Origin of the sequence: Streptomyces sp. NPDC058872 (assembly GCF_042743065.1) — a bacterium.
Classification (GTDB): domain Bacteria; phylum Actinomycetota; class Actinomycetes; order Streptomycetales; family Streptomycetaceae; genus Streptomyces.
In genome coordinates, this window is sequence record NZ_JBHYMK010000035.1 from 40444 (window position 1) to 63731 (window position 23288).

Below are 23288 nucleotides of genomic sequence, written 5' to 3' on the forward strand. Positions count from 1 at the left end.
TCCGAAATAGTACGCACCCTCCGGTCGCGCCCCGACGAAGGCCCTCGGGCCCGCCCGGGCAAGCCGCTCGTAAATCGGTTCGCCGCTTCTCGTCCGCAGGTGCGATCCTGGGTTCCGTATGTCTACTTCCTTCGCCGCCCTCCAGTCCGTCCTGGCCGGGGTCTCGCTGCGGGACTCCCACCGGCTCGGCCGTCGTCTCGAAGGCGCCCGCCGCATCCGCAAGCCCGAGGCCCGCGCGGCCGTCCTGGACGAGATCGCCGCAGAGGCGGCCAAGGCCAAGGAGCGCGTCGACGGGCGCGCCTCCCGCGTGCCCGCGGTCACGTATCCCGAACAGCTGCCCGTCTCGCAGAAGAAGGACGCGATCCTGGAGGCGATACGCGACCACCAGGTCGTGATCGTCGCCGGTGAGACGGGCTCCGGCAAGACCACCCAGATCCCGAAGATCTGTCTGGAGCTGGGCCGGGGCGTGCGGGGCATGATCGGGCACACCCAGCCGCGCCGGATCGCGGCCCGAACGGTCGCCGAGCGCGTCGCCGAGGAGCTGCGGACCCCGCTGGGCGAGGCCGTCGGCTGGAAGGTCCGGTTCACCGACCAGGTGAACCCCGACGCGACCTTCGTGAAGCTGATGACGGACGGCATCCTGCTGGCCGAGATCCAGACCGACCGCGAGCTGCGCGCGTACGACACGATCATCATCGACGAGGCCCACGAGCGGTCCCTCAACATCGACTTCCTGCTGGGCTACCTGGCCCAACTGCTGCCGAAGCGCCCCGACCTGAAGGTCGTCATCACCTCGGCGACGATCGACCCCGAGCGGTTCTCCCGCCACTTCGGCGACGCGCCGATCGTCGAGGTCTCCGGCCGGACGTATCCCGTGGAGGTCCGCTACCGGCCGCTCCTGGAGGAGGACTCCGAGGAGGCGGACCGGGACCAGATCACCGCGATCTGCGAGGCCGTCGACGAGCTCCAGCGCGAGGGGCCGGGCGACGTCCTCGTCTTCCTCTCCGGCGAGCGGGAGATCCGCGACACCGCGGACGCGCTGCTCAAGAAGAAGCTCTTCAACACCGAGGTCCTCCCGCTGTACGCGCGGCTGTCGCACGCCGAGCAGCACCGGGTCTTCCAGCCCCATGCCGGCCGGCGGATCGTCCTGGCGACGAACGTCGCCGAGACCTCCCTGACCGTCCCCGGCATCAAGTACGTGATCGATCCGGGCACCGCCCGCATCTCCCGCTACTCGCACCGGACCAAGGTGCAGCGCCTCCCGATCGAGCCGATCAGCCAGGCCAGCGCCAACCAGCGCAAGGGGCGCTGCGGCCGTACGTCCGACGGCATCTGCATCCGGCTGTACTCGGAGGACGACTTCCTCACCCGGCCGGAGTTCACGGACGCCGAGATCCTGCGCACGAACCTGGCCTCCGTCATCCTGCAGATGACCGCGGCCGGCCTCGGCGACATCGAGAAGTTCCCCTTCATCGACCCGCCGGACCACCGGAACATCCGGGACGGCGTGCAGCTGCTGCAAGAGCTCGGCGCGCTGGACCCGGCGGAGAAGGACCCGCGGAAGAGGCTCACCCCGCAGGGCCGGAAGCTGTCCCAGCTGCCCGTGGACCCGCGGCTCGCCCGGATGGTCCTGGAGGCCGACAAGAACGGCTGCGTCCGCGAGGTCATGGTGATCGCGGCGGCGCTGTCGATCCAGGACCCGCGCGAGCGGCCGGCGGAGAAGCAGGCGCAGGCCGACCAGCAGCACGCCCGCTTCAAGGACGAGACCAGCGACTTCCTGGCCTTCCTCAACCTGTGGCGGTACGTCCGCGAGCAGCAGAAGGAGCGCGGTTCCAGTTCCTTCCGCCGGATGTGCAAGCAGGAGTACCTGAACTTCCTGCGCATCCGGGAGTGGCAGGACATCTACGCCCAGCTGCGGACGGTCGCCAAGCAGATGGGCATCCACCTGAACGAGGAGGACGCCCCCGAGCAGTCCGTCCACGTGTCGCTGCTGGCCGGTCTGCTCTCCCACGTCGGCATGAAGGACGTGAAGGGCTCCGGCGCGGAAGGCGGGAAGGGGGCCGGGAGCGAGGGCGGGAAGTACGCGGCGAAGAACGACTACCTGGGCGCCCGCAACGCGAAGTTCGCGATCTTCCCCGGGTCGGCGCTCTTCAAGAAGCCGCCGCGCTTCGTGATGTCGGCCGAGCTGGTGGAGACCTCGCGGCTCTGGGCCCGGGTCAACGCCCGGATCGAGCCCGAGTGGATCGAGCCGCTGGCGCAGCACCTGGTGAAGAAGTCGTACAGCGAGCCGCACTGGGAGAAGGACCAGGCGGCCGTGATGGCCTTCGAGAAGGTGACGCTCTACGGCGTCCCGATCGTTGCCGACCGCAAGGTGAACTACGGGCGGATCGACCCGGAGGTCTCCCGGGACCTGTTCATCCGGAACGCGCTCGTCGAGGGCGACTGGCGCACCCACCACAAGTTCTTCGCCGACAACCGCAAGCTCCTCACCGAGGTGGAGGAGCTCGAACACCGCGCCCGGCGCCGGGACATCCTCGTCGACGACGAGACGCTCTTCGACTTCTACGACAAGCGCGTCCCCGAACACGTCGTTTCCGGGGCCCACTTCGACTCCTGGTGGAAGCACAAGCGCCGGGAGGAACCGGAGTTCCTCGACTTCGAGCGCGAGATGCTCATCAACGAGAAGGCGGGGGCGGTCACCAAGGACGACTATCCGGACTCGTGGCGCCAGGGGGCGCTGAAGTTCCGGGTGACGTACCAGTTCGAGCCCGGCGCGGATGCGGACGGCGTGACCGTCCACGTGCCGCTCCAGGTGCTCAACCAGGTGACGGACGAGGGCTTCGAGTGGCAGATCCCCGGTCTGCGCGCGGAGGTCGTCACGGAGTTGATCCGCTCGTTGCCGAAGCCGATCCGCCGCCACTACGTGCCGGCGCCGAACTTCGCGACCCGCTTCCTGGACGCGGTCGTGCCCGTGCAGGAGCCCTTGGCGGGCGCGCTCGCCCGCGAGCTCCAGCGGATGGTCGGGGTCCCGGTCACGGCCGAGGACTTCGACTGGGCGAAGGTGCCCGAGCACCTCAAGGTGACCTTCCGGATCGTCGACGAGCGGCGCCGGAAGCTGGCCGAGGACAAGGACCTGGAGGCGCTGCGCCTCCGCCTCCGCCCCAAGGCCCGTCAGGCGCTCTCCAAGGCCGCTGCGGCGGCCACCGGCGGTCCGGACGGCTCGGGGCCCTCCCTGGAGCGCACGGGCCTGAAGGACTGGACGATCGGGACGCTCACGAAGGTCTTCGAGACCCGGCGGGCCGGTCAGCCGGTCAAGGCGTACCCGGCGCTCGTCGACGAGGGCGACACGGTGGCCGTGCGGCTCTTCGACACGGAGGCCGAGCAGGCGCAGGCGATGTGGCGGGGCACCCGGAAGCTGATCATGCTGAACATCCCGGTGAACCCGGCGAAGTTCGCCTCGGAGAAGCTGACCAACCAGCAGAAGCTGGCCCTGTCCTCGAACCCGCACGGTTCGATCCAGGCCCTCTTCGACGACTGCGCCACCGCTGCCGCGGACCGGCTGATCGCGGACCGCGGCGGCCCGGTCTGGGACGAGGAGTCCTTCCGGAAGCTGTACGACGGGGTCCGCGCGGACCTCGTCGAGCTGACCGTCCGCACGGTGGGCCAGGTCCAGCAGGTCCTGGCTGCCTGGCAGGCCTGTGAGCGACGGCTGAAGTCGACGAACAGCCCGGCCCTCATCGGCAACCTGGCCGACGTGCGGGAACAGCTCGCCTGGTTGATGCCGGCCGGTTTCGTCACCCGCACGGGCCTGAAGCGGCTGCCGGACCTCATGCGCTACCTGGTGGCGGTGGACCGACGGCTCCAGCAGATGCCCACCGGGGTGCAGCGGGACACCACCCGGATGGAGAAGGTCCGGGAGATGCAGGACGAGTACGCCTGGTTGCTGGAACAGCTCCCCCAGGGGCGTCCGGTGCCGTCGGAGGTCACCGACATCCGCTGGATGATCGAGGAGCTGCGGGTGAGCTACTTCGCCCATGCGTTGGGCACCGCGCACCCGGTCTCGGACAAGCGGATCGTGAAGGCGATCGACGCGGCCGTCCCGTAAGCGGGGGCTCGCCGTGGGTGAGTTCGACCAGACCCCCTGACCTGCTGTACAGTCTCTCTCGCAACGAGGTCCTGTGGAGCAGTTGGTTAGCTCGCCACCCTGTCAAGGTGGAGGTCGCGGGTTCAAGTCCCGTCAGGATCGCCTTACCGAAGGCCCGCATCGTGAGATGCGGGCCTTCGTTGTGTTCCCGTGTCTTGACGGGGCGACACGGCCGCCGGTACCCCGGACTTCAGGGAATCGGGGGCCCACACCGGAGGTGGTCGCGCATGGCCGCGGCATCCGCAGCACGACACGACACGCGGGCGCTGCTGCGTGCCCATCTGGCGGCCGCATCGCGGTACGGACACCTCACCCGCCACTGTGCGGTCTGCCATCGCCTCCTGCGGCTCGCCATGGAGTTTCCGGAGCCCGAGGAGCCGGCGGAGGGCACGGAGGACGAAGGTCCCTCCGGTCCATGACCATCGGCGGACCGGGAGCGCCCCGGGAAGTGGCAGGCTGGTTCTTGGCAAGGGTCCGTCGATGTGACGGGTGTCACTGAAACCGTTTCAGGAACCGCTCCATTTACACCCTCCCTACACCACCCCGATTTAATATGTGCAATTGCACGACCCTTGGCGGCGTGGGAGCGGGCACAAAAAAGATCGCACTGGACCCGGCGGAGTCCAGCGCGATCATTGACGAAGCCCTGTTGGGGCAGGGACCCGTCGGCAGTTCTAGGGGTGGGCCACCGGATTGGGGGATCCAGCCGGGCCCGGTCTTACGGGGTGTTGCAGGGTGTTGCGTGCGCGACCTCAGGCCTCGCTGCGCTGCTGCGGAATGCCCGCCAGCAGCGCGCGAACCTCGGCCTCGCGGTACCGGCGGTGCCCACCCAGGGTGCGGATGGACGTGAGCTTGCCCGCCTTTGCCCAACGGGTCACCGTCTTCGGGTCCACGCGGAACATCGTGGCAACCTCGGCAGGGGTCAGCAGCGGCTCGGCATCAGGGGTGCGAGCGGTCATGAGCGGCCTCCTCGGGAGAACCGAACCAATCTCGGTTCTTTCCTCTAAATTCTGCACCTTGACCCGCCATGCCCGAAATGGCAAAAGCGGGTCGAGTCGGTTATAGGACGAACGGCTTGTCCTCGGCACTACAACTACACCATCCGTCCAGCCACGTCGGCCAAACCGATGGAATTGCCCTCGCAGGTGTTCATCAGCGGCAGAAGTCGACTGACCATGCCATAACGGACAGTCACGCCACTGTGACGATCAGTCACAGAGCGATCAGGAGTCCTCAGACCCCCCATAGAGTGCAATGCTGAGCGTTCCGCCCATAGTTGGGCGGAAGGAACCCTCCCCGGACTCCTTGTCCTATTTTGGCACGAGGGTGGGTGATGGGCGCAAGGGTGCGGTACGTGCTATCCGTCACGCTTGAACCAAAGGCCCGGATCGGGACCAACGTCCCCGCCCCGCCGGTACGAAGGGCCCGGCCAACGGACCGCTCGAGATCCGGCCACCGGACATGAAGATCATTTACACCCGTCGGACACGTCTTGTCGATAGCGACCTGACGAACACGTCCGACGGGTGTCAATTGGCGAACCGAAGGTCCCTGACCACCCGCCAGCGCTCCGCGAGCCTCCCGTACACCTCGCTCGCCGTCTCCCCGTCCCCGTCCCGCAGGGCGGCGATCCCCTCCGCCAACTCGGCCGCCGACCGTTCCTCGGCCAGCCACCCGGACGGCAGCGCGTGCACCAGACCGCCGAAGTCCAGCTCCACGAGCGCCCGCGGATGGAACTCCTCCAACCAGCGCCCCACCTCGACCAGACCCTCCGTCATGGGACCGTCGTCGATCGCTCCGCGCAGCGCCTTCAGCGCGCGTGCGAGCCTCCGCCGCGCCTGCGCCATCGTCGTCCGGTAGCGCAGCACCGGCGCCCGGCCGGCCCCGCCCTCCCCCGGTTCTCCCGCCCGGTACTCGCGGTCCTCGTCGGCGAAGAGCGCGAACCAGCGCAGCGGCACGTGCCAGACCCCCGTGCGGATCCACGGCCGCGCGTCCGGGTTGCGGCTCCGCCAGCGCTCGTAGTCGTCCGCGGCCTGGACGCGGACGACCGGCGGCAGCATCGCGTCGAGCACCGACGCCGGATACCCGTCGGCCGCCAGCTCCTCCATGGCCAGCCAGCCGCGGAACCTGGTCCGCCACGGACAGATCACCACCACCCCCTCCAGATGCGCGACGAAGGCGTCCCCGCTCTCGTGGACCGGGACCGGCACCGGCGGCGTCGGCAGCAGGTCCGCGAGCGAGCGGCGCAGTTCCTCCTGTGCGCCCGGGGTGTGCGGCTGGCGGGCGTACCTGGCCCAGTGGCTCCGCTCCGGCTCGGGAAACGCGGCCAACGGCTCGTACACCCGCAGATAGGAGGCGTAGGGGATGGGGACCGGAGAGGCGACCGACATGTCGCGAATCCTTCCACGGAGGTACTCCCCGAGGGGGTGATCCTGGGCACTGCGGCGTACCTACGCCCAGGTAGGACTTACCCTCTTGCCGAAATGGTCTCCCCCCACCCGCAGGGGTGGCCGAAACCGCCGCTTCTTACTTGGGAGTCACCACCGTGACCGATGTGACCGGCGTTCCTGCTGACGTACTGCACACTCTCTTCCACTCGGAACAGGGTGGCCACGAGCAAGTCGTGCTCTGCCAGGACCGCGCCTCCGGCCTCAAGGCCGTCATCGCCCTCCACTCCACCGCCCTGGGCCCGGCCCTCGGCGGCACCCGTTTCTACCCGTACGCCAGCGAGGCCGAGGCGATCGCCGACGCCCTCAACCTGGCGCGCGGCATGTCGTACAAGAACGCCATGGCCGGCCTCGACCACGGAGGCGGCAAGGCCGTCATCATCGGCGACCCGGAGCAGATCAAGACCGAGGAGCTCCTCCTCGCCTACGGACGCTTCGTCGCCTCCCTCGGCGGCCGGTACGTCACGGCCTGCGACGTCGGCACCTACGTCGCCGACATGGACGTCGTCGCCCGCGAGAACCGCTGGACCACCGGCCGCTCCCCCGAGAACGGCGGCGCCGGCGACTCCTCCGTCCTCACCGCCTTCGGCGTCTTCCAGGGCATGCGCGCCTCCGCGCAGGCCCTGTGGGGCGACCCGACCCTGCGCGGCCGCAAGGTCGGCGTCGCGGGCGTCGGCAAGGTCGGCCACTACCTGGTCGAGCACCTCCTGGAGGACGGCGCCGAGGTCGTCATCACCGACGTCCGCGAGGAGTCGGTGCGCCGGATCACCGACAAGCACCCGCAGGTCTCCGTGGTCGCCGACACCGAGGCGCTGATCCGCGTCGAGGGCCTCGACATCTACGCCCCCTGTGCGCTCGGCGGTGCCCTGAACGACGAGACCGTGCCGGTCCTCACCGCGAAGATCGTCTGCGGTGCGGCCAACAACCAGCTCGCCCACCCCGGCGTCGAGAAGGACCTCGCGGAGCGCGGGATCCTCTACGCGCCCGACTACGTGGTCAACGCCGGTGGCGTGATCCAGGTCGCCGACGAGCTGCACGGCTTCGACTTCGACCGCTGCAAGGCGAAGGCCACGAAGATCTTCGACACCACCCTGGAGATCTTCGCACGTGCGAAGGTCGACGGCATTCCGCCGGCCGCCGCTGCGGACCGCATCGCCGAACAGCGGATGGCGGACGCCCGCCGCGGCTGAGCCGCGCAGGGGTGCCGGCCCGCCCGTCGGAACCGCCCGGGCGGGGTCAGCGGAGAGACTTCGCTCACGCCCTTCGGCGGGTCGGCACTCAAGAAGAGGTTAAAATCGCGACTGACCAGCGAGGAAAGGGCGCCTCGAGGGTTCTGTACCGGGGTATGTGATGCGTGCGGCGTACCGTAGACCCACGGAAACAGGTACCGTTGAAGCCCTACGGGCCGGTCTCTCCGTCGAGAGTCCGTTCCGAATCATGAACGCGTGTCAAGACTCTGGGGCCACCGAGCCCCGTCACCGAGGGGGTCGAGCCATGGGGCGCGGCCGGGCAAAGGCCAAGCAGACCAAGGTCGCCCGCCAGCTGAAGTACAGCAGCGGCGGGACGGACCTGACGCGTCTGGCCAATGAGCTGGGCGCTTCGACTTCGAGCCAGCCGCCGAATGGCGAGCCGTTCGAGGACGACGACGAGGAAGACGACCCGTACGCCCAGTACGCGGATCTCTACAACACGGACGACGAGGACGAGGACGACCAGTCCGGTCCGAGTTCGTCCCCGCGTCGCGCTTGACCTTCTGAATCGCCGAAACCCGGACCGGGGTCACCCGTCCGGGTTTCTGTGCTGTCCGCACAGAGGACACCAGCGCCCGGGGCGCCACCGGCCGCGGGCGAAGGCCGAGGGGCCCGCCGGAGGCGTCTTCCCCGCGCTGCGGGAAGGTCCCCGCCCCCCGCAGGCCCCCACGGGGAGAAACGGCGGCGGGACGCCCCGCCGGAGCGCCCCGCCGTACCGTACCGCCCTGCTACTTCGCGTAGTCGCCGACCAGCTCCGCGCCGGTGCCGTGGTCCCCGCGCTCGGTGATCTCTCCCGCGACCCAGGACTCGACGCCCCGGTCCGCCAGCGTGGCCAGGGCCACGTCCACGGACTCGGCCGGCACGACGGCCATCATGCCGACGCCCATGTTGAGGGTCTTCTCCAGCTCCAGGCGCTCCACCCGACCGGCCTTGCCGACCAGGTCGAAGATCGCGCCCGGGGTCCAGGTCGAGCGGTCCACCGTGGCGTGCAGACCGTCCGGGATGACCCGGGCCAGGTTGGCGGCGAGGCCGCCGCCGGTGATGTGGCTGAAGGCGTGGACGTCCGTCGTCCGGGTGAGCGCCAGACAGTCCAGCGAGTAGATCTTCGTCGGCTCCAGGAGCTCCTCGCCGAGCGTCCGCCCGAGCTCCTCGACCTGCTGGTCGAGGGCCATCCCGGCGCGGTCGAAGACCACGTGCCGGACGAGCGAGTACCCGTTGGAGTGAAGACCCGAGGACGCCATGGCGATGACGGCGTCCCCCGTACGGATGCGGTCGGCGCCGAGCAGCCGGTCGTACTCCACGACGCCCGTGCCCGCGCCGGCGACGTCGAAGTCGTCCGGGCCGAGGAGACCCGGGTGCTCCGCCGTCTCTCCGCCGACCAGGGCACAGCCGGCCATGACGCAGCCCTCGGCGATGCCCTTGACGATGGCGGCGACCCGCTCCGGGTGGACCTTGCCGACACAGATGTAGTCGGTCATGAAGAGCGGCTCGGCACCGCAGACGACGATGTCGTCCATGACCATCGCGACCAGGTCGTGGCCGATCGTGTCGTACACGCCCATCTGGCGGGCGACGTCGACCTTCGTGCCGACGCCGTCGGTCGCCGAGGCGAGCAAGGGGCGCTCGTACCGCTTGAGGGCGGAGGCGTCGAAGAGGCCGGCGAAACCGCCGAGGCCACCGAGGACCTCGGGGCGCTGCGTCTTCTTCACCCACTCCTTCATCAGCTCGACGGCGCGGTCACCCGCTTCGATGTCGACGCCCGCGGACGCGTAGCTGGCACCGGTGGTCTCAGACATGGTGTGAGAACTTTCGTGTCGTACTGCGGTTGCAGCGGGGTCTTACGGGCGACGCAGGGCGTCGGAGGCCGCGGTGGCCGCCGGACCGGCCGCCAGCTCGGTCTCCAGGAGCTGCTTGCCCAGCAGCTCGGGATCCGGAAGCTCCATCGGGTACTCGCCGTCGAAGCAGGCGCGGCAGAGGTTGGGCTTCTGGATCGTGGTCGCCTCGATCATCCCCTCCAGGGAGATGTACGAGAGCGAGTCCGCGCCCAGCGACTTGCCGATCTCCTCGACGGACATGCCGTTGGCGATCAGCTCCGCGCGGGTGGCGAAGTCGATGCCGAAGAAGCAGGGCCACTTCACCGGCGGCGAGGAGATCCGGATGTGGACCTCGGCCGCCCCCGCCTCGCGGAGCATCCGGACCAGGGCGCGCTGGGTGTTGCCGCGGACGATCGAGTCGTCCACGACCACCAGCCGCTTCCCCTTGATGACTTCCTTCAGGGGGTTCAGCTTCAGTCGGATGCCGAGCTGGCGGATGGTCTGGGACGGCTGGATGAAGGTGCGCCCGACATAGGCGTTCTTCACCAGGCCGGCGCCGAAGGGGATGCCCGAGGCCTCTGCGTAGCCGATGGCGGCCGGGGTGCCCGACTCCGGCGTCGCTATCACCAGGTCGGCCTCGACCGGCGCCTCCTTGGCGAGGCGGCGCCCCATCTCCACACGGGAGAGGTAGACGTTCCGACCTGCGATGTCGGTGTCGGGGCGGGCCAGGTAGACGTACTCGAAGACACAGCCCTTGGGCTTCGCTTCTGCGAATCGAGAGGTCCGAATGCCGTTCTCGTCGATCGCGATCATCTCGCCCGGCTCGACCTCGCGGACGAAGCTGGCACCGCAGATGTCGAGGGCGGCGGACTCGGAGGCGACCACCCAGCCGCGCTCCAGACGGCCGAGGACCAGCGGGCGGATGCCCTGCGGGTCGCGGGCCGCGTAGAGCGTGTGCTCGTCCATGAAGACGAGGGAGAAGGCGCCCCGGACCTCGGGGAGGACCTTCGCGGCAGCCTGCTCGATGGTGAGCGGCGTGCCGTCCTCGTCCACCTGGCCCGCGAGGAGCGCGGTGACCAGGTCGGTGTCGTTGGTGGCGGCGACCTGGGTCGCGCGCCCTTCGCGCTTGGGCAGGTCGGCGACCAGCTCGGCGAGCCGAGCCGTGTTCACCAGGTTTCCGTTGTGGCCGAGCGCGATCGAGCCGTGGGCGGTCGCCCGGAACGTCGGCTGCGCGTTCTCCCACACGGAGGCCCCGGTGGTCGAGTAGCGGGCGTGACCGACCGCGATGTGACCTTGGAGGGAACCGAGAGAGGTCTCGTCGAAGACCTGGGACACGAGTCCCATGTCCTTGAAGACGAGGATCTGGGAGCCATTGCTGACCGCGATTCCCGCGGATTCCTGACCCCGATGCTGGAGGGCGTAGAGCCCGAAGTACGTGAGCTTTGCGACCTCTTCACCCGGAGCCCAGACACCGAAGACGCCACACGCGTCCTGGGGGCCTTTCTCGCCGGGGAGCAGGTCGTGATTGAGTCGACCGTCACCACGTGGCACGTTCCCGAGTGTAGACGGGGTCGACCACTGGTCCGAATTGAGGAAATGCGGGGTCGGCCCCACTCGTGCGATCACACAAAAAGATCGTTTCCGGCTTGGAGGGGGCTACGAAGCAGGCGGGGTAAGGGTTTCCGGCCCCCGGGCCCGGGCGAGCGGACGCTCGTACCGGACCCGGAGCGGTCCCGCGATGTGACGGACGCCGCAGTCTCCGTCCGCTCAGCGGGCGGTCGCCGTCGCCGTGAGGCCCCGGCCCGAGCCGTCGGTGAGCGTCAGGGTTCGGTGGTTCAGCCGATAGTCGAGCGGACCGTCGAGCAGTTCGTAGAGCTTCGTCTCCAGTTCCATCTGCGGACCCGTGCAGATCATGCGGGTGGTGGCCGCCGGACCCTCCACGGTGAGGGTCCGGGCCGCCCCGTCGATCCGGGCGGACGCGGAGAAGTCGTTGCAGCCCAGGTTGCCGGTGACCCGACCGTCGGCACCGATCACCAGCTTCGCCTTCGCACCGCTGTCGGCGGGCAGGGACGACACGGTCTCCCCGTCCCCGGACAACAGCCCGTCGATCTTCCAGGTGGTGCCGGTCAGCGGAGCCGCCGGCTCGGCGGTCAGCTCCAGCCCGTTCCGCCCGTCGGGCGAGGCGAGCCGTAGCGCATCGCCCTTCAACGAGCCCTTCAGCGGACCGGAGAACGCCTTGAGCAGCTCCGCCTCGAAGCCTTGCCGGTCGGCGGGACAACCGATCTCGGTGGCTTCGACCGAGGAAACGGTGAGGACGTCGCCCCGCACCTCGACGGACCCCCCGAAGGCGTTGCAGCCGCTGTTCCCCCGGACCCGCCCGTCCTCGACGTCGATGCGGGCGCCACCGGGCGCGACCGATCTGCGGCCGTCGACCGTGACGGCCTCGACCGTCCAGTGCGTGCCGACGACCGGCAGGTCCGGGGAGGCGAGGTCCCCACCGGCAGAACCCGCACCCCCCTCCGCACCGCAGGCGGAGAGCAGGAGGAGCAGCGGGAGCAGGACGACGCGTGCACGTGGCTTCGGCATGGCAGTGGGACGGCCGCCCGCACGATCCGGTTCCCCCGGCCCCGCACCGTCCGCTCCCGGGAATCAGCCCATCAGGGGCAGCAGGTCCGCCAGGTCCGCCCGCTCGCCGCTCGCGCTGACCCGGGCCCCGTCCCGTTCCGTCGCCCACTCCGCGCGGCCGGTCGCGAGCCTGATCCAGGTCAGCGGGTCCGTCTCCACCACGTTGGGCGGGGTGCCACGGGTGTGTCGGGGTCCCTCCACGCACTGCACCACCGCATGGGGCGGGATCCGCACCTCGACCGCACCGCCCGGTGCCCGCGCCGCGAGCGTGTCGGCGAGGAGCCGGGTGCACGCGGCGAGGGCCTGCCGGTCGTACGGGACGTCCGCGCCGGTCGCCGCGTTGAGGTCATCGGTGTGGACGACCAGCTCGACGGTGCGGGTGACGAGGAAGTCCCCGAGGGCCATGGCCCCGATCCCCAGCGGCAGGAGCCGCTCGTCCGCCGCCCCGACCAGCGCCCGCTCGCACTCCTCCGCCACCCGCGCGCACAGTCCGACCGGGTCCGCGGCGTCGACCCCGCGGGCCTGCTCGTCGATCCGCCCGGCGGCCGTCGCCGTCCTCGACGCCCAGTCGAGCAGGTCCACCTCCCGTACGGCCGGCGCGGGCTCGGCGAGCAACCGGGGAACCGAGTCGACCATCAGCGCGAGGTGCGCCACCAGGTCACGCACCGTCCACTCCCCCCAGCGCGTCGGCCCGTCGAGCTGTTCGGGCGTCAGCGCGGCCACCGCCTCCCGCACGTTCCGGAACTGCGCCAGCACGGCGGCCCGGGTCCTGGCGGAGTCGTAACGGCGGGGGCGCTTCTTGGCGGGTGGCATGGCCAGAGGGTAGCCCCGAGACTGGAAGGAGGGGGGAACCCCTTCGCGAGAGGCTGTGACAGAACCATGAGCCAGCACCCCGATGCCGCCCTGGTGCGCCGGGGCTACGAAGCGTTCAGCAAGGGTGACATGGAGGCGCTGGGCGCCCTCATGACGAGCGACTGCACCCACCACGCCCCCGGCAGCACCCGGTTCGGCGGGCACTTCAAGGGCCGGGACAACGTCCTCGGCCTGTACCGGGACCTGGCCGAGTACACGAACGGCACCCTGCGCGTCGACCTCAAGGGCGTGTACGTCGACGGCCGGGGCCATGCCGTCTCGAGCCACACCCTGTTCGGCGAACACGGCGACCGCGGGATCGAGATGAGGGGCGCGCTCTTCTTCACGATCATCGGCGGGAAGATCTCCGACATCGACGAGTGCGCCGAGGACATCGCCGTCCTGGACGCCTTCTTCTCCCAGGACGACTGAACGGCGACCGTACGGTGTGAGCCCCCGCCCCGGGACCGGGGCGGGGGCTCACACCGTCTGTGTGCGGACGATCAGGCCAGCAGGCCGGGGATCGTCGCCTCGTGCGCCTCGCGCAGCTCGGCGAGGGAGAGCGCGAACTCGCCCTGCACGTCCACGGCGTCACCGTCCACGACGCCGATCCGGGTCGCCGGCAGGCCCCGTGCACCGCACATGTCGGTGAAGCGGAGCTCCTCGCTGCGCGGGACGGCTACGACCGCACGGCCGGCCGACTCGCTGAAGAGGAAGGTGAAGGCGTCCAGGCCCTCCGGGACGACCAGGCGCGCGCCGTTCCCACCGCGCAGGCAGGACTCGACGACCGCCTGCACCAGACCGCCGTCGGACAGGTCGTGCGCCGCGTCGATCATGCCGTCGCGGGAGGCCGAGATCAGGATCTCGCCGAGCAGCTTCTCCCGGTCGAGGTCCACGGCCGGCGGCATGCCGCCGAGGTGCTGGTGGACGACCTCGGACCAGGCCGAACCGCCGAACTCCTCCTTGGTGTCGCCCAGCAGGTAGAGGAGCTGGCCCTCTTCCGCGAAGGCGATCGGGGTGCGGCGGTTGACGTCGTCGATCACACCGAGGACGGCCACGACGGGCGTCGGGTGGATGGCCACGTCACCGGTCTGGTTGTACAGCGAGACGTTGCCGCCGGTGACCGGGGTGCCCAGCTGGAGGCAGCCGTCCGCGAGACCGCGGGTGGCCTCGGCGAACTGCCACATCACGGCCGGGTCCTCGGGCGAGCCGAAGTTCAGGCAGTCCGAGATGGCCAGCGGCTTGGCGCCGGAGGCGGCGACGTTGCGGTACGCCTCCGCCAGCGCGAGCTGCGCACCGGTGTACGGGTCGAGCTTGGCGTACCGGCCGTTGCCGTCGGTCGCCATGGCCACGCCCAGGTTCGACTCCTCGTCGATCCGGACCATGCCCGCGTCCTCGGGCTGCGCCAGGACGGTGTTGCCCTGCACGAAGCGGTCGTACTGGTCCGTGATCCAGGACTTGGAGGCCTGGTTCGGGGAGGAGACGAGCTTGAGGACCTGGTCCTTCAGCTCGGCGCCGTTCTGCGGGCGGGGCAGCTTGCCCGCGTCGTCGGCCTGGAGGGCGTCCTGCCACTCCGGGCGCGCGTAGGGCCGGTGGTAGGTCGGGCCCTCGTGCGCGACCGTGCCCGGGGGCACGTCCACGATGAGCTCGCCGTGCCAGAAGATCTCCAGGTGGTCGCCGTCCGTGACCTCACCGATGACGGTGGCGGTGACGTCCCACTTCTCGCAGATCTCCATGAAGCGGTCGACGTGCTGCGGCTCGACGATCGCGCACATGCGCTCCTGCGACTCGCTCATGAGGATCTCCTCGGGCGAGAGCGTCGCGTCGCGCAGCGGAACGGTGTCGAGCTCGACCCGCATGCCGCCGGAACCGGCCGAGGCCAGCTCGGAGGTGGCGCAGGAGAGACCGGCGCCGCCGAGGTCCTGGATGCCCGCGACCAGCTTCTCCCGGAAGATCTCCAGGGTGCACTCGATGAGGAGCTTCTCCTGGAAGGGGTCGCCGACCTGGACGGCGGGACGCTTGGTCGGCTTGGTGTCGTCGAAGGTCTCGGACGCGAGGACCGAGACGCCGCCGATGCCGTCGCCGCCCGTGCGGGCGCCGTAGAGGATGACCTTGTTGCCGGGGCCGGAGGCCTTGGCGAGGTGGATGTCCTCGTGCTTCATCACGCCGATGCAGCCGGCGTTGACCAGCGGGTTGCCCTGGTAGCAGGAGTCGAAGACGACCTCGCCGCCGATGTTCGGCAGGCCCAGGCAGTTGCCGTAGCCGCCGATGCCGGCGACGACACCGGGCAGCACGCGCTTGGTGTCGGGGTGGTCGGCCGCGCCGAAGCGCAGCGGGTCGACGACCGCGACCGGGCGGGCACCCATGGCGAGGATGTCGCGGACGATGCCGCCCACGCCGGTGGCCGCGCCCTGGTAGGGCTCGATGTACGAGGGGTGGTTGTGCGACTCGACCTTGAAGGTGACCGCGTACCCCTGGCCGACGTCGACGACGCCCGCGTTCTCGCCGATGCCGACGAGCATGGCGTCGTTCTCGGGGGTCTTCTCGCCGAACTGCTTCAGGTGGACCTTGCTGCTCTTGTACGAGCAGTGCTCCGACCACATGACGGAGTACATGGCGAGCTCGGCGCCGGTGGGACGGCGGCCGAGGATCTCGCGGATGCGCGCGTACTCGTCCTCCTTGAGGCCGAGCTCCTTCCAGGGCTGCTCGCTGTCCGGCGTCTCGCTCGCGTGCTTGACGGTGTCGAGGCTCATCAGGCGTTGACCAGCTTCTTGAGGATCGAGGTGAAGAAACCGAGGCCGTCCGTCTTGCCGGTGCCGATCAGCGGCTCGACGGCGTGCTCCGGGTGCGGCATGAGGCCGACCACGTTGCCCGCGGCGTTGGTGATGCCCGCGATGTCGCGCAGCGAGCCGTTGGGGTTCACGTCCAGGTAGCGGAAGGCGACCCGCCCCTCGGCCTCCAGCTCGTCGAGCGTGCGCTCGTCGGCGACGTACCGGCCGTCCATGTTCTTGAGCGGGACCTCGATCTCCTGGCCCTGGACGTAGTCCGAGGTCCAGGCGGTCTCCGCGTTCTCCACCCGCAGCTTCTGGTCGCGGCAGATGAAGTGGAGGTGGTTGTTGCGCAGCATCGCGCCCGGCAGCAGATGGGCCTCGGTGAGGATCTGGAAGCCGTTGCAGATGCCGAGGACGGGCATGCCCGCCTTCGCCTGCTCGATGATCGTCTCCATCACCGGCGAGAAGCGGGAGATGGCTCCGGCCCGCAGGTAGTCGCCGTAGGAGAAGCCGCCGGCCAGGACCACGGCGTCGACCTGCTTGAGGTCCTTGTCCCGGTGCCAGAGCGAGACGGGCTCGGCGCCCGCGAGGCGGGCGGCGCGCAGCGCGTCCTGGTCGTCGAGCGTTCCGGGGAACGTGACGACGCCGATGCGTGCGGTCACGACGAGGCCCCGGCGGTCTCCGTGGACTCCACCTTCACGGTGAAGTCCTCGATCACGGTGTTGGCGAGGAAGGTTTCGGCCATCTCATGGATGCGGGCGAGGGCGGCGTCATCGACCGGTCCCTCCACCTCCAGCTCGAAGCGCTTCCCCTGACGGACGTCGGCGATTCCGGCGAATCCCAGGCGGGGCAGTGCACGCTGCACCGCCTGCCCCTGAGGGTCGAGGATCTCCGGCTTGAGCATGACGTCGACTACGACGCGTGCCACTGGCACTCCCGGTGGTGTGTTGCGTGGGCGGTTCCCTCAGCGTACCTGCCTCCAAATTCTACGCGAGTAGAGATCTGAAGGATCCTACAAAAGCCCGGTTCGGGCGACCCGCTTCACGAGGAACGTCACCCCTCGCCCGCGTCGCACGGTCCGGCGGAAAATTCTAGTGAAATATTGCGGACCTCAATGTGCCGGGACACGCTGAAACAATTGGTGGGGCTTCACAATGCGACACCACTCACTGTAGAAAGGAATCCAGAAGAAAGCAGTATTGTCGCGACATGGCCGCAAGCTCGGCATCGTTGCACGTCAGGGGCGCCACAAGCGCCCTCCCGGCCGCACGGCCGCAGGAAAGGACCGATATCCGTGGCTCAGCGTGTAGTAGTCACTCTCTCCGATGACATCGAAGGCGGAGAAGCTGCTGAAACGGTCGCGTTCGGCCTCGACGGGAAGATGTACGAGATCGACCTGAATGCTGCCAATGCAAAGAAACTCCGCAAGGCCCTCGCGCCCTACCTCGCCGCCGGGCGCAAGCTCCCGGCCCGAGCGGCGGCCGGCCGGCGCCCCGCGGCAGCGGCGTACACGCACACCGCCCTCGCGCCCGACCCGGCAGCGGTCCGCGCCTGGGCCCAGTCCAACAAGATGGACGTGCCGGCCCGCGGCCGGATCCCGAAGCGGGTCTACGAGGCCTTCCGCGCGGCGAGCTGACCACCCCCGGGCGGACGCCGGGGGCGGACACCCGGGAGACGCCCGGAGGTGAACCGGGGCAGGAGCCGGGAGCGGAGCCGGGCCGGCCGGTGCGAGCGGATCCGGACCCCACCCGCACCCCCGCCCCGACTCCCCGCTGGTCACCGCCCCGCAGCACCCCGCCGGGCCTCGGGTCGGAGCCGATTTGCATTGCACCCCCAATGATCCGCTAGAGTCTGGAGCACGCCGAGGGGCAAGGCCGAAAGGCCCGAACCCAAGCAGCGTGCGGGTGTAGTTCAGTAGCAGAACAGCCCCCTTCCAGGGGGAAGGCGCAGTGTGCAATTCCTGTCACCCGCTCTGCAGCATCGCGGTTACCAACCACTCCGGTGGATCAGGTACAGTGGTGCTCGCACCGCCCGGTGAAAGCCGGTCGGGAGCAATGCGGACGTGGCTCAGTTGGTAGAGCATCACCTTGCCAAGGTGAGGGTCGCGAGTTCGAATCTCGTCGTCCGCTCAGAAAGTATGAAGGACCCGGTTCTCAGGAACCGGGTCCTTCGTCGTTCCCCGTTCACGACCCCGGTTCCCACCGCGGGGCCCTCGGAGGGCTCCCCCAGCGGGGTGTCATCCGCACCAAGAACCTTGGGTATAGTTAGCAGCGCGCTACGGCGCATGCGGACGTGGCTCAGTTGGTAGAGCATCACCTTGCCAAGGTGAGGGTCGCGAGTTCGAATCTCGTCGTCCGCTCCATGAAGAAGCCCCCGGTCGATCAGACCGGGGGCTTTCTCGTTCCGGATCAGCTCCAGGTGCTGCCGGTGAGGAGCTCGTACGCCTCGATGTACTTGGCGCGGGTCGCCTGCACGACCTCCTGCGGAAGCGCCGGCGGCGGCTGCTCGCTCTTGCGGTCCCAACCGGAGGCCGACGAGGTCAGCCAGTCGCGCACGAACTGCTTGTCGTAGGAGGACTGGGCGCGGCCCGGCTGCCACTGGTCGGCCGGCCAGAAGCGGGAGGAGTCCGGGGTGAGGACCTCATCGGCCAGGACCAGGCGGTCGCCCTCGGGAGTGCTCTGGAAGCCGAACTCGAACTTGGTGTCGGCCAGGATGATCCCGCGCTCGCGCGCGACGTCCCGGGCCCGGCCATAGACGGCGAGGGTCGTCTGACGCAGCAGCGCCGCCGTCTCGGCGCCGACCTGGCGGGCCACCTCCTCGTACGACACGTTCTCGTCGTGGTCGCCGACGGCGGCCTTGGTGGCCGGGGTGAAGATCGGGGCCGGCAGCTCCGAACCGTCGGTCAGGCCCTCGGGCAGGGCGAGACCGCAGACCGTGCGGGACTCCTCGTACTCCACCAGTCCGGAACCGGTGAGGTAACCGCGGGCCACGCACTCGACCGGAACCATGTCCAGCGAGGTGCAGACCAGGGTGCGGCCCTCCCAGTCGGCGGGGGCGCCGGCCGGGAGCTCGGTGGACAGGACGTGGTTGGGGACCAGGTCGGCGAGCAGGTCGAACCACCACAGGGAGAGCCGGGTGAGGACCCGGCCCTTGTCGGGGATCTCGGTGGGCAGCACCCAGTCGTACGCGGAGATGCGGTCGCTCGCCACCATCACGAGGTCGCCCGCCTCGTTCCGGTACAGGTCGCGCACCTTGCCCGTGTGGAGATGGGTCAGGCCCGGGACCTGGACGGGCTCGGGCTTTTCTACGAATCCGGACACGGTTCCTCCGCGTAGGTTGATCCAGGAGCGGGTCCGATTCTCCCCCACCGGGCAGCGGGTTCGAGCCCCTGGGCCCTGTGACTCCACGCTCACCCCCGCGCCGACGCTCCCCCGCCCGTCCCCCTCGCCCCCCGCTGCGCTCAGTCCCTCTTGCAGATCCGGTCGAGGAGGTTCGCGGTGGCGCGCTGGACCCGGGCGTCGACGTGCCCCGGCCGGTCCAGGGCCGGCGACCAGGCGAAGGTGCCGGACGCGAAGACCCACGCCCCCGACGGGGCCCGGTAGAGCGAGGTCTCCTGGTGGCGGAGCGCCCCCTCGCCGTCCCGGTAGGGCGAGTGCGCCAGCAGGATGCGGCCCTGGTGCTCCGGCAGCGCGGTGCGCGGGAAGTAGCGGTCGGCCTCGCCCGCGACCATCCCCGGGAGCTCGTCGCCGTCGCCCGCTCCGGTGGCGTCCCAGAGCCAGTGCTCGGCGTTCCGCACGACCAGCGGGTGCGGTTCGGGGACCCGGCCCGCGTACTGGATGCCGAGGAGCTGCTGCTCGGGGCGGTCGACCTCGCGCCACAGCGCGGCACGACCGGGGCCGCGCCGCTTCCGGCAGGTGAGGAGGCGGTCCGGGGCCCCGGACGGCGAGGGACCGAGCTCCACCTGCCAGTACATGGTGTTCGCGGAGAGGAACACGAGCGAGGTGCCCTGGTCGCGGGCGAGTTCGACGGTGCGGCGCATCGGCACCGACCAGTACTCGTCGTGCCCCGGGAAGACCAGCCCCCGGTAGCGGCTCGGATCGATCCGGCCCGCGTGCAGGTCCCGGGTCTCCGCGTAGGCCAGGTCGTAGCCGTAGCGCTCGGCCCAGCGGATGAAGTCATAGGCGTGCCCGACGTGCAGGGGCAGCCCCGCACCCGCGTACGGGCGGTCGAAGGAGACGGTGACGGCCGCCTCCTCCTCGCCGAGCAGGCGGCCCTCCTCGTCCCAGGCGTGGTAGAGGCTGGCACCGGTCCGCCCGTCCTCCGGGTAGAGGTTGTACGCCTGCCAGGTGACGTCCGGGAGGACCAGCAGCAGATCGGCGGGGTGACCGTCGCGGACCGTGAAGGGGATGTGCGAGCGGTACCCGTCGGCAGTGGTCAGGACGGCGACGTACGCACCGATCGCCCAGTACGTCGGGACCTGGAGCCGCCAGGACTGCCACCAGTGGTGACAGGAGACCGTGCGGTCGGCGGTGAGCGGCGCCGGCTGGACGATGCCCGAGAGGCGGGGGCTCGTGGTGATCTTCGCGGCGCCGTCGCCGCCGTAGTGCCCGATCCGATAGACGTCGACCGAGAACTGCTGCGGCGGGTCCACGGTGATGTGGAAGTCGATCGACTCGCCGGGCGCCACGGCACCACCGGACGCGAAGCCCTTGATCTGCCGCCGGACGTCGTCGGCCGTGCGCGGGCCGCCGCTCCCGCCCCGGGCCAGGACCTCGTCCGCGTACCAGGGGACCATCTGGCCGGTGTCGTCGAAGTAGTTCTCCGAACCGCGCAGCCAGGGCAGCGGCCCCTGGCCGAAGGGATCGGAGACGGCGTGCGCGAGCGCACCCGACTCCCATCGCCTGATCTGCTCCGCCCCCATCGTTCGCCCCTCCTTCGACTGCCCCCGGTCGGCCGGTCAGTTCGTGTGGTTCGTTTCTCTGTCAGTCGCGGTCTCCAGCACATCACATTACGCACGCACTCCGTCACCCTTCGTCGTGAATTGACGAGAGTGGAAGTCACGGCTTCCGGCTGGAACCGCCGGAGGCGCGGGCGCTCAGACCAGGCGCACGGGCTTCTCCGGGCGGACCCCGGTGCGGGCGAGCCACAGTCTCAAGGGCTCGGGGTCGCCGTCCTCGACGAGCGCGAGGACACGGGGCCCGAGGTCCGCCACCCGCTCGCCACCGACGAGCAGCGCCGGCCCGTCGAGCCAGTCGAGACCGGGGGCGGCCTCGGCGGTGTCCACGGCCGCGCAGCAGACCATGGCGGTGACGTGGTCGGCGAGCAGGTCACGGCCGCTGCGGGGCGGCTGGAGCGGGAACAGCGGCAGGGGCCCGTCGGGGCCGCTGACGGCCGGAGGAGGGGTGCTGCCGGCGGACCGGCCGCCGTCCGCCGTCCGATGGGCGTCGGCGGGCCGGTCGTCGCGGCCGAGGTCGGCACCGCCGGGCCGGTCGTCACGACTGGGATCGGCACCGGCGGGCCGACCGGCCCCCTCGGAGGTGCGGGCGGCCTCGACGGGCGCGGCGGCGACCCGGGCCTCCCGCGCCGCCTCCTCCCGCGCGAGGTGCGCACTGAGCGCTCCGGCCAGCGCCTCGGCCGCCGGGTTGCCCCTCTCCTCGCCGTACTCCGGGTCGACTGCGTGATCGACGCTCCGGTCGTCCTCGGGGGCGTCCTCGGAGGCGTCCTCAGGGTCGATCTCAGGAGCGATCTCCGGGTCGGCCTCAGGAGCGATCTCCGGGTCGGCCGCCGGAACGCCTTCGAAGCGGGCCGCCCGGTCGGCCGCACCGGTGGGTGCGGACGCCGCCCCGACCGGTGGCAGCGTCAGATGGGCCATCACCCGGGTGAGGGTCGGTCCACCCGCGTCGGAGGCCGGGGCGCCCTCGGCTTCGGTCACGCCGAGTCGATCCAGGACCCGGTGCAGACGGGCCGCGTCGGTGCGCCACTTGCGGTCGACGACCTCTTCCGGGTACTGGCTCCACTCCACGGGCGACCAGTCGGGGCCGGACTCGGCCGGACCGCCGTGGAAGAGGCGGGCGGCGAGCAGCGAGGTCGCCTCGTCGACGACGCCGGGCTCCTCCAGCAGGTCGCAGGCCGGACGCTCGCCCAAACGGGAGGAGAAGCCTTCCGCGAGCCGGTCGCGACGGGACAGTTCGGTCAGGGCGGAGACGACGCCGGCATCGAGCTTGGCGGGCCAGCGCCCCATCCGCCAGGCGGGCAGGGCGACCCTCGTCAACAGGCGGTCCCAGCCCGCGTACGCCAGGCCCACCTGCTCCTGGGCGACGATCCGCACGCCGTAGTCCACGGCCTGGGCACGCTCCGAGCCCGCGGCGGCGACCCCCCGCTCCATCTCGGCGGCGTGCACCCGGCAGGCGCCCAGCAGGACGCGGGCGACCTGCCCGACGGCCCGGGCACCGGCCCTGCGGAAGGGATCGAGGCCGGGCGTCCGGGGCACTGCCACGGCGGCGTCCAGGCCCCGGATGAAGCGGCGGGCGGCGGCTATGTCGGGCTGGGCGGCCGGTCCGGTGCCCGCGACGACCGGAGCGAGCACGGCCCGCAGCTCGCCGACGCGCATCCACCACAGGAACGGCGAGCCTATGACCAGGACCGGAGCGCCGTCGCTGCCGGAAGCCCGGTGGTGGCGGTGGGCCCGGTGGCTGCGGTCCTCCAGCCAGCTGTCGCAGTCCGGGGTGAGGGCCACGCCCGCGGGCGCCGGGACCCCGAGCCGGTCGGCCAGGTCCCGGACCATCCGGTACAGATCGGGGGCGGCGGTCTCGGCGAGGTCCACCGTCGGGGTGACGGCCGGACGGGCCCGGGCGACGACCAGGCCGACGGCAGCGGACGCCAACAGGACCAGCACGGCGAGGACCGTCACCACCCAGCGGGCCGCGTCCCAGGCCGCACCGGTGAAGTGGCCGGTGGCACCGCCCGCGTACAGGACGACCGCCACCGCGGCGGGGAGCACCGCGAGGCCCAGCGCCCTGCCGCGGACGCGGAGGACGGCGAGGGCCCGGGAGTGCGCGGCGCGCGCACCCCACTCCTCGCCGACAACGGAACCGGTACCGGACACGCCGTTCATCACCCCCTTCTGCCCTCGACGGGACTGCCTGTGGCGGTGTTGCTCACTCCCCCACTGTGGCACCCGCCACCGACATCGCAATGCCGGTGGGCCAAGTGCCGGAACGCCTGCGCCGCACCCTAGTTGGGGCCGTGGCGGGCGTCATCCGTATGGCTGGGCCGTCACTCGATGGAATGGCTTTGGGTAAAGGTGATGGCGCTCAGATGGCCGTGTGGTGCACGACTTCTCCACCACACGGCCATCTGAGGAACCGGACGGAATCCGGACGGAA

At 70.5% G+C, this 23288-nt stretch carries 18 protein-coding genes and 4 tRNA genes; 10 read left to right on the top strand and 12 right to left on the bottom strand.

Annotation, left to right across the window (positions count from 1 at the left end; all coding sequences use genetic code 11):
- Nucleotides 1-118: 118 nt before the first annotated feature.
- The 3 genes from hrpA to ACFW22_RS22240 all read left to right on the top strand — a co-directional run bounded on the left by hrpA (nt 119) and on the right by ACFW22_RS22240 (nt 4563).
- Nucleotides 119-4105 (top strand): ATP-dependent RNA helicase HrpA, encoded by a 3987-nt coding sequence (hrpA, locus tag ACFW22_RS22230; RefSeq protein WP_386407357.1) that lies wholly within the window; start codon nt 119-121, stop codon nt 4103-4105.
- A 67-nt stretch (nt 4106-4172) separates the two neighbouring features.
- Nucleotides 4173-4246, top strand: a tRNA-Asp gene (locus ACFW22_RS22235).
- 125 nt (nt 4247-4371) lie between these two features.
- The gene (locus tag ACFW22_RS22240) at nt 4372-4563 is read left to right on the top strand and encodes a DUF6274 family protein (RefSeq protein WP_386407360.1); all 192 of its coding nucleotides are present in this window, start codon (nt 4372-4374) and stop codon (nt 4561-4563) included.
- Nucleotides 4564-4896: 333 nt separating this feature from the next.
- Here ACFW22_RS22240 and bldC read toward each other — a convergent pair whose 3' ends face one another.
- Together bldC and ACFW22_RS22250 are read right to left on the bottom strand one after the other, a co-directional pair.
- Nucleotides 4897-5103, bottom strand: coding sequence for a developmental transcriptional regulator BldC (gene bldC, locus ACFW22_RS22245; protein ID WP_003949541.1), 207 nt, complete (start codon nt 5101-5103; stop codon nt 4897-4899).
- 570 nt (nt 5104-5673) lie between these two features.
- Nucleotides 5674-6534, bottom strand: a complete 861-nt coding sequence (locus ACFW22_RS22250; RefSeq protein WP_386407363.1) for a hypothetical protein — start codon at nt 6532-6534, stop codon at nt 5674-5676.
- A gap of 155 nt (nt 6535-6689) precedes the next feature.
- On the opposite strand from ACFW22_RS22250, the gene ACFW22_RS22255 reads away from it, so the two are divergent.
- On the top strand, nt 6690-7781 hold the full coding sequence (locus ACFW22_RS22255; RefSeq protein WP_386407366.1) for a Leu/Phe/Val dehydrogenase: 1092 nt from the start codon (nt 6690-6692) through the stop codon (nt 7779-7781).
- A 304-nt stretch (nt 7782-8085) separates the two neighbouring features.
- A complete protein-coding gene (locus tag ACFW22_RS22260) occupies nt 8086-8340 on the top strand; it encodes a DUF3073 domain-containing protein (RefSeq protein WP_053648317.1) in 255 nt (84 codons plus the stop codon).
- A gap of 229 nt (nt 8341-8569) precedes the next feature.
- On the opposite strand, the gene purM is transcribed toward ACFW22_RS22260, so the two are convergent.
- The 4 genes from purM to ACFW22_RS22280 all read right to left on the bottom strand — a co-directional run bounded on the left by purM (nt 8570) and on the right by ACFW22_RS22280 (nt 13093).
- On the bottom strand, nt 8570-9637 hold the full coding sequence (gene purM, locus ACFW22_RS22265) for a phosphoribosylformylglycinamidine cyclo-ligase (RefSeq protein WP_386407369.1): 1068 nt from the start codon (nt 9635-9637) through the stop codon (nt 8570-8572).
- A gap of 42 nt (nt 9638-9679) precedes the next feature.
- Nucleotides 9680-11206 carry an amidophosphoribosyltransferase gene (gene purF, locus ACFW22_RS22270; protein WP_384873948.1) on the bottom strand — a complete coding sequence of 509 codons (1527 nt, stop codon included), beginning with the start codon at nt 11204-11206 and terminating at the stop codon, nt 9680-9682.
- A gap of 216 nt (nt 11207-11422) precedes the next feature.
- Nucleotides 11423-12241 carry an META domain-containing protein gene (locus ACFW22_RS22275; protein WP_386407372.1) on the bottom strand — a complete coding sequence of 273 codons (819 nt, stop codon included), beginning with the start codon at nt 12239-12241 and terminating at the stop codon, nt 11423-11425.
- A 63-nt stretch (nt 12242-12304) separates the two neighbouring features.
- Nucleotides 12305-13093, bottom strand: a complete 789-nt coding sequence (locus ACFW22_RS22280; RefSeq protein WP_386407375.1) for a sterol carrier family protein — start codon at nt 13091-13093, stop codon at nt 12305-12307.
- A gap of 66 nt (nt 13094-13159) precedes the next feature.
- Between ACFW22_RS22280 and ACFW22_RS22285 the strand changes: the two genes are divergently transcribed.
- Nucleotides 13160-13564, top strand: a complete 405-nt coding sequence (locus ACFW22_RS22285; RefSeq protein WP_386407378.1) for a nuclear transport factor 2 family protein — start codon at nt 13160-13162, stop codon at nt 13562-13564.
- A gap of 71 nt (nt 13565-13635) precedes the next feature.
- Here the strand turns inward: ACFW22_RS22285 and purL are convergent, their stop codons facing one another.
- Genes purL through purS form a run of 3 tightly spaced genes read right to left on the bottom strand, consistent with a single transcriptional unit; the run spans nt 13636 to nt 16837 of the window.
- Nucleotides 13636-15885, bottom strand: a complete 2250-nt coding sequence (gene purL, locus ACFW22_RS22290) for a phosphoribosylformylglycinamidine synthase subunit PurL (protein WP_386407381.1) — start codon at nt 15883-15885, stop codon at nt 13636-13638.
- On the bottom strand, nt 15885-16565 hold the full coding sequence (purQ, locus tag ACFW22_RS22295) for a phosphoribosylformylglycinamidine synthase subunit PurQ (protein WP_360797885.1): 681 nt from the start codon (nt 16563-16565) through the stop codon (nt 15885-15887). The genes purL and purQ overlap by 1 nt, the downstream gene beginning before the upstream one ends.
- The gene (purS, locus tag ACFW22_RS22300; protein WP_078489458.1) at nt 16562-16837 is read right to left on the bottom strand and encodes a phosphoribosylformylglycinamidine synthase subunit PurS; all 276 of its coding nucleotides are present in this window, start codon (nt 16835-16837) and stop codon (nt 16562-16564) included. Before purS ends, purQ begins: the two co-directional genes overlap by 4 nt.
- 360 nt (nt 16838-17197) lie before the next feature.
- Here purS and ACFW22_RS22305 point away from each other — a divergent pair, with 360 nt between their 5' ends.
- From ACFW22_RS22305 to ACFW22_RS22320, 4 genes are all read left to right on the top strand, one after another.
- Nucleotides 17198-17539 carry an Lsr2 family protein gene (locus ACFW22_RS22305; protein ID WP_386407386.1) on the top strand — a complete coding sequence of 114 codons (342 nt, stop codon included), beginning with the start codon at nt 17198-17200 and terminating at the stop codon, nt 17537-17539.
- A gap of 264 nt (nt 17540-17803) precedes the next feature.
- Nucleotides 17804-17875, top strand: a tRNA-Gly gene (locus tag ACFW22_RS22310).
- Between the two features lie 84 nt (nt 17876-17959).
- Nucleotides 17960-18032 (top strand) — tRNA-Gly (locus tag ACFW22_RS22315).
- A 157-nt stretch (nt 18033-18189) separates the two neighbouring features.
- Nucleotides 18190-18265: transfer RNA gene (locus tag ACFW22_RS22320), tRNA-Gly, on the top strand.
- Nucleotides 18266-18311: 46 nt separating this feature from the next.
- Here the strand turns inward: ACFW22_RS22320 and ACFW22_RS22325 are convergent.
- The 3 genes from ACFW22_RS22325 to ACFW22_RS22335 form a co-directional block, all read right to left on the bottom strand.
- Complete coding sequence (locus ACFW22_RS22325; protein ID WP_386407388.1) at nt 18312-19223, bottom strand: phosphoribosylaminoimidazolesuccinocarboxamide synthase; 912 nt, start codon at nt 19221-19223, stop codon at nt 18312-18314.
- Between the two features lie 140 nt (nt 19224-19363).
- Nucleotides 19364-20824 (bottom strand): N,N-dimethylformamidase beta subunit family domain-containing protein, encoded by a 1461-nt coding sequence (locus tag ACFW22_RS22330; RefSeq protein ID WP_386407391.1) that lies wholly within the window; start codon nt 20822-20824, stop codon nt 19364-19366.
- A gap of 174 nt (nt 20825-20998) precedes the next feature.
- Nucleotides 20999-23017 (bottom strand): hypothetical protein, encoded by a 2019-nt coding sequence (locus ACFW22_RS22335; protein ID WP_386407394.1) that lies wholly within the window; start codon nt 23015-23017, stop codon nt 20999-21001.
- Nucleotides 23018-23288: the final 271 nt, after the last annotated feature.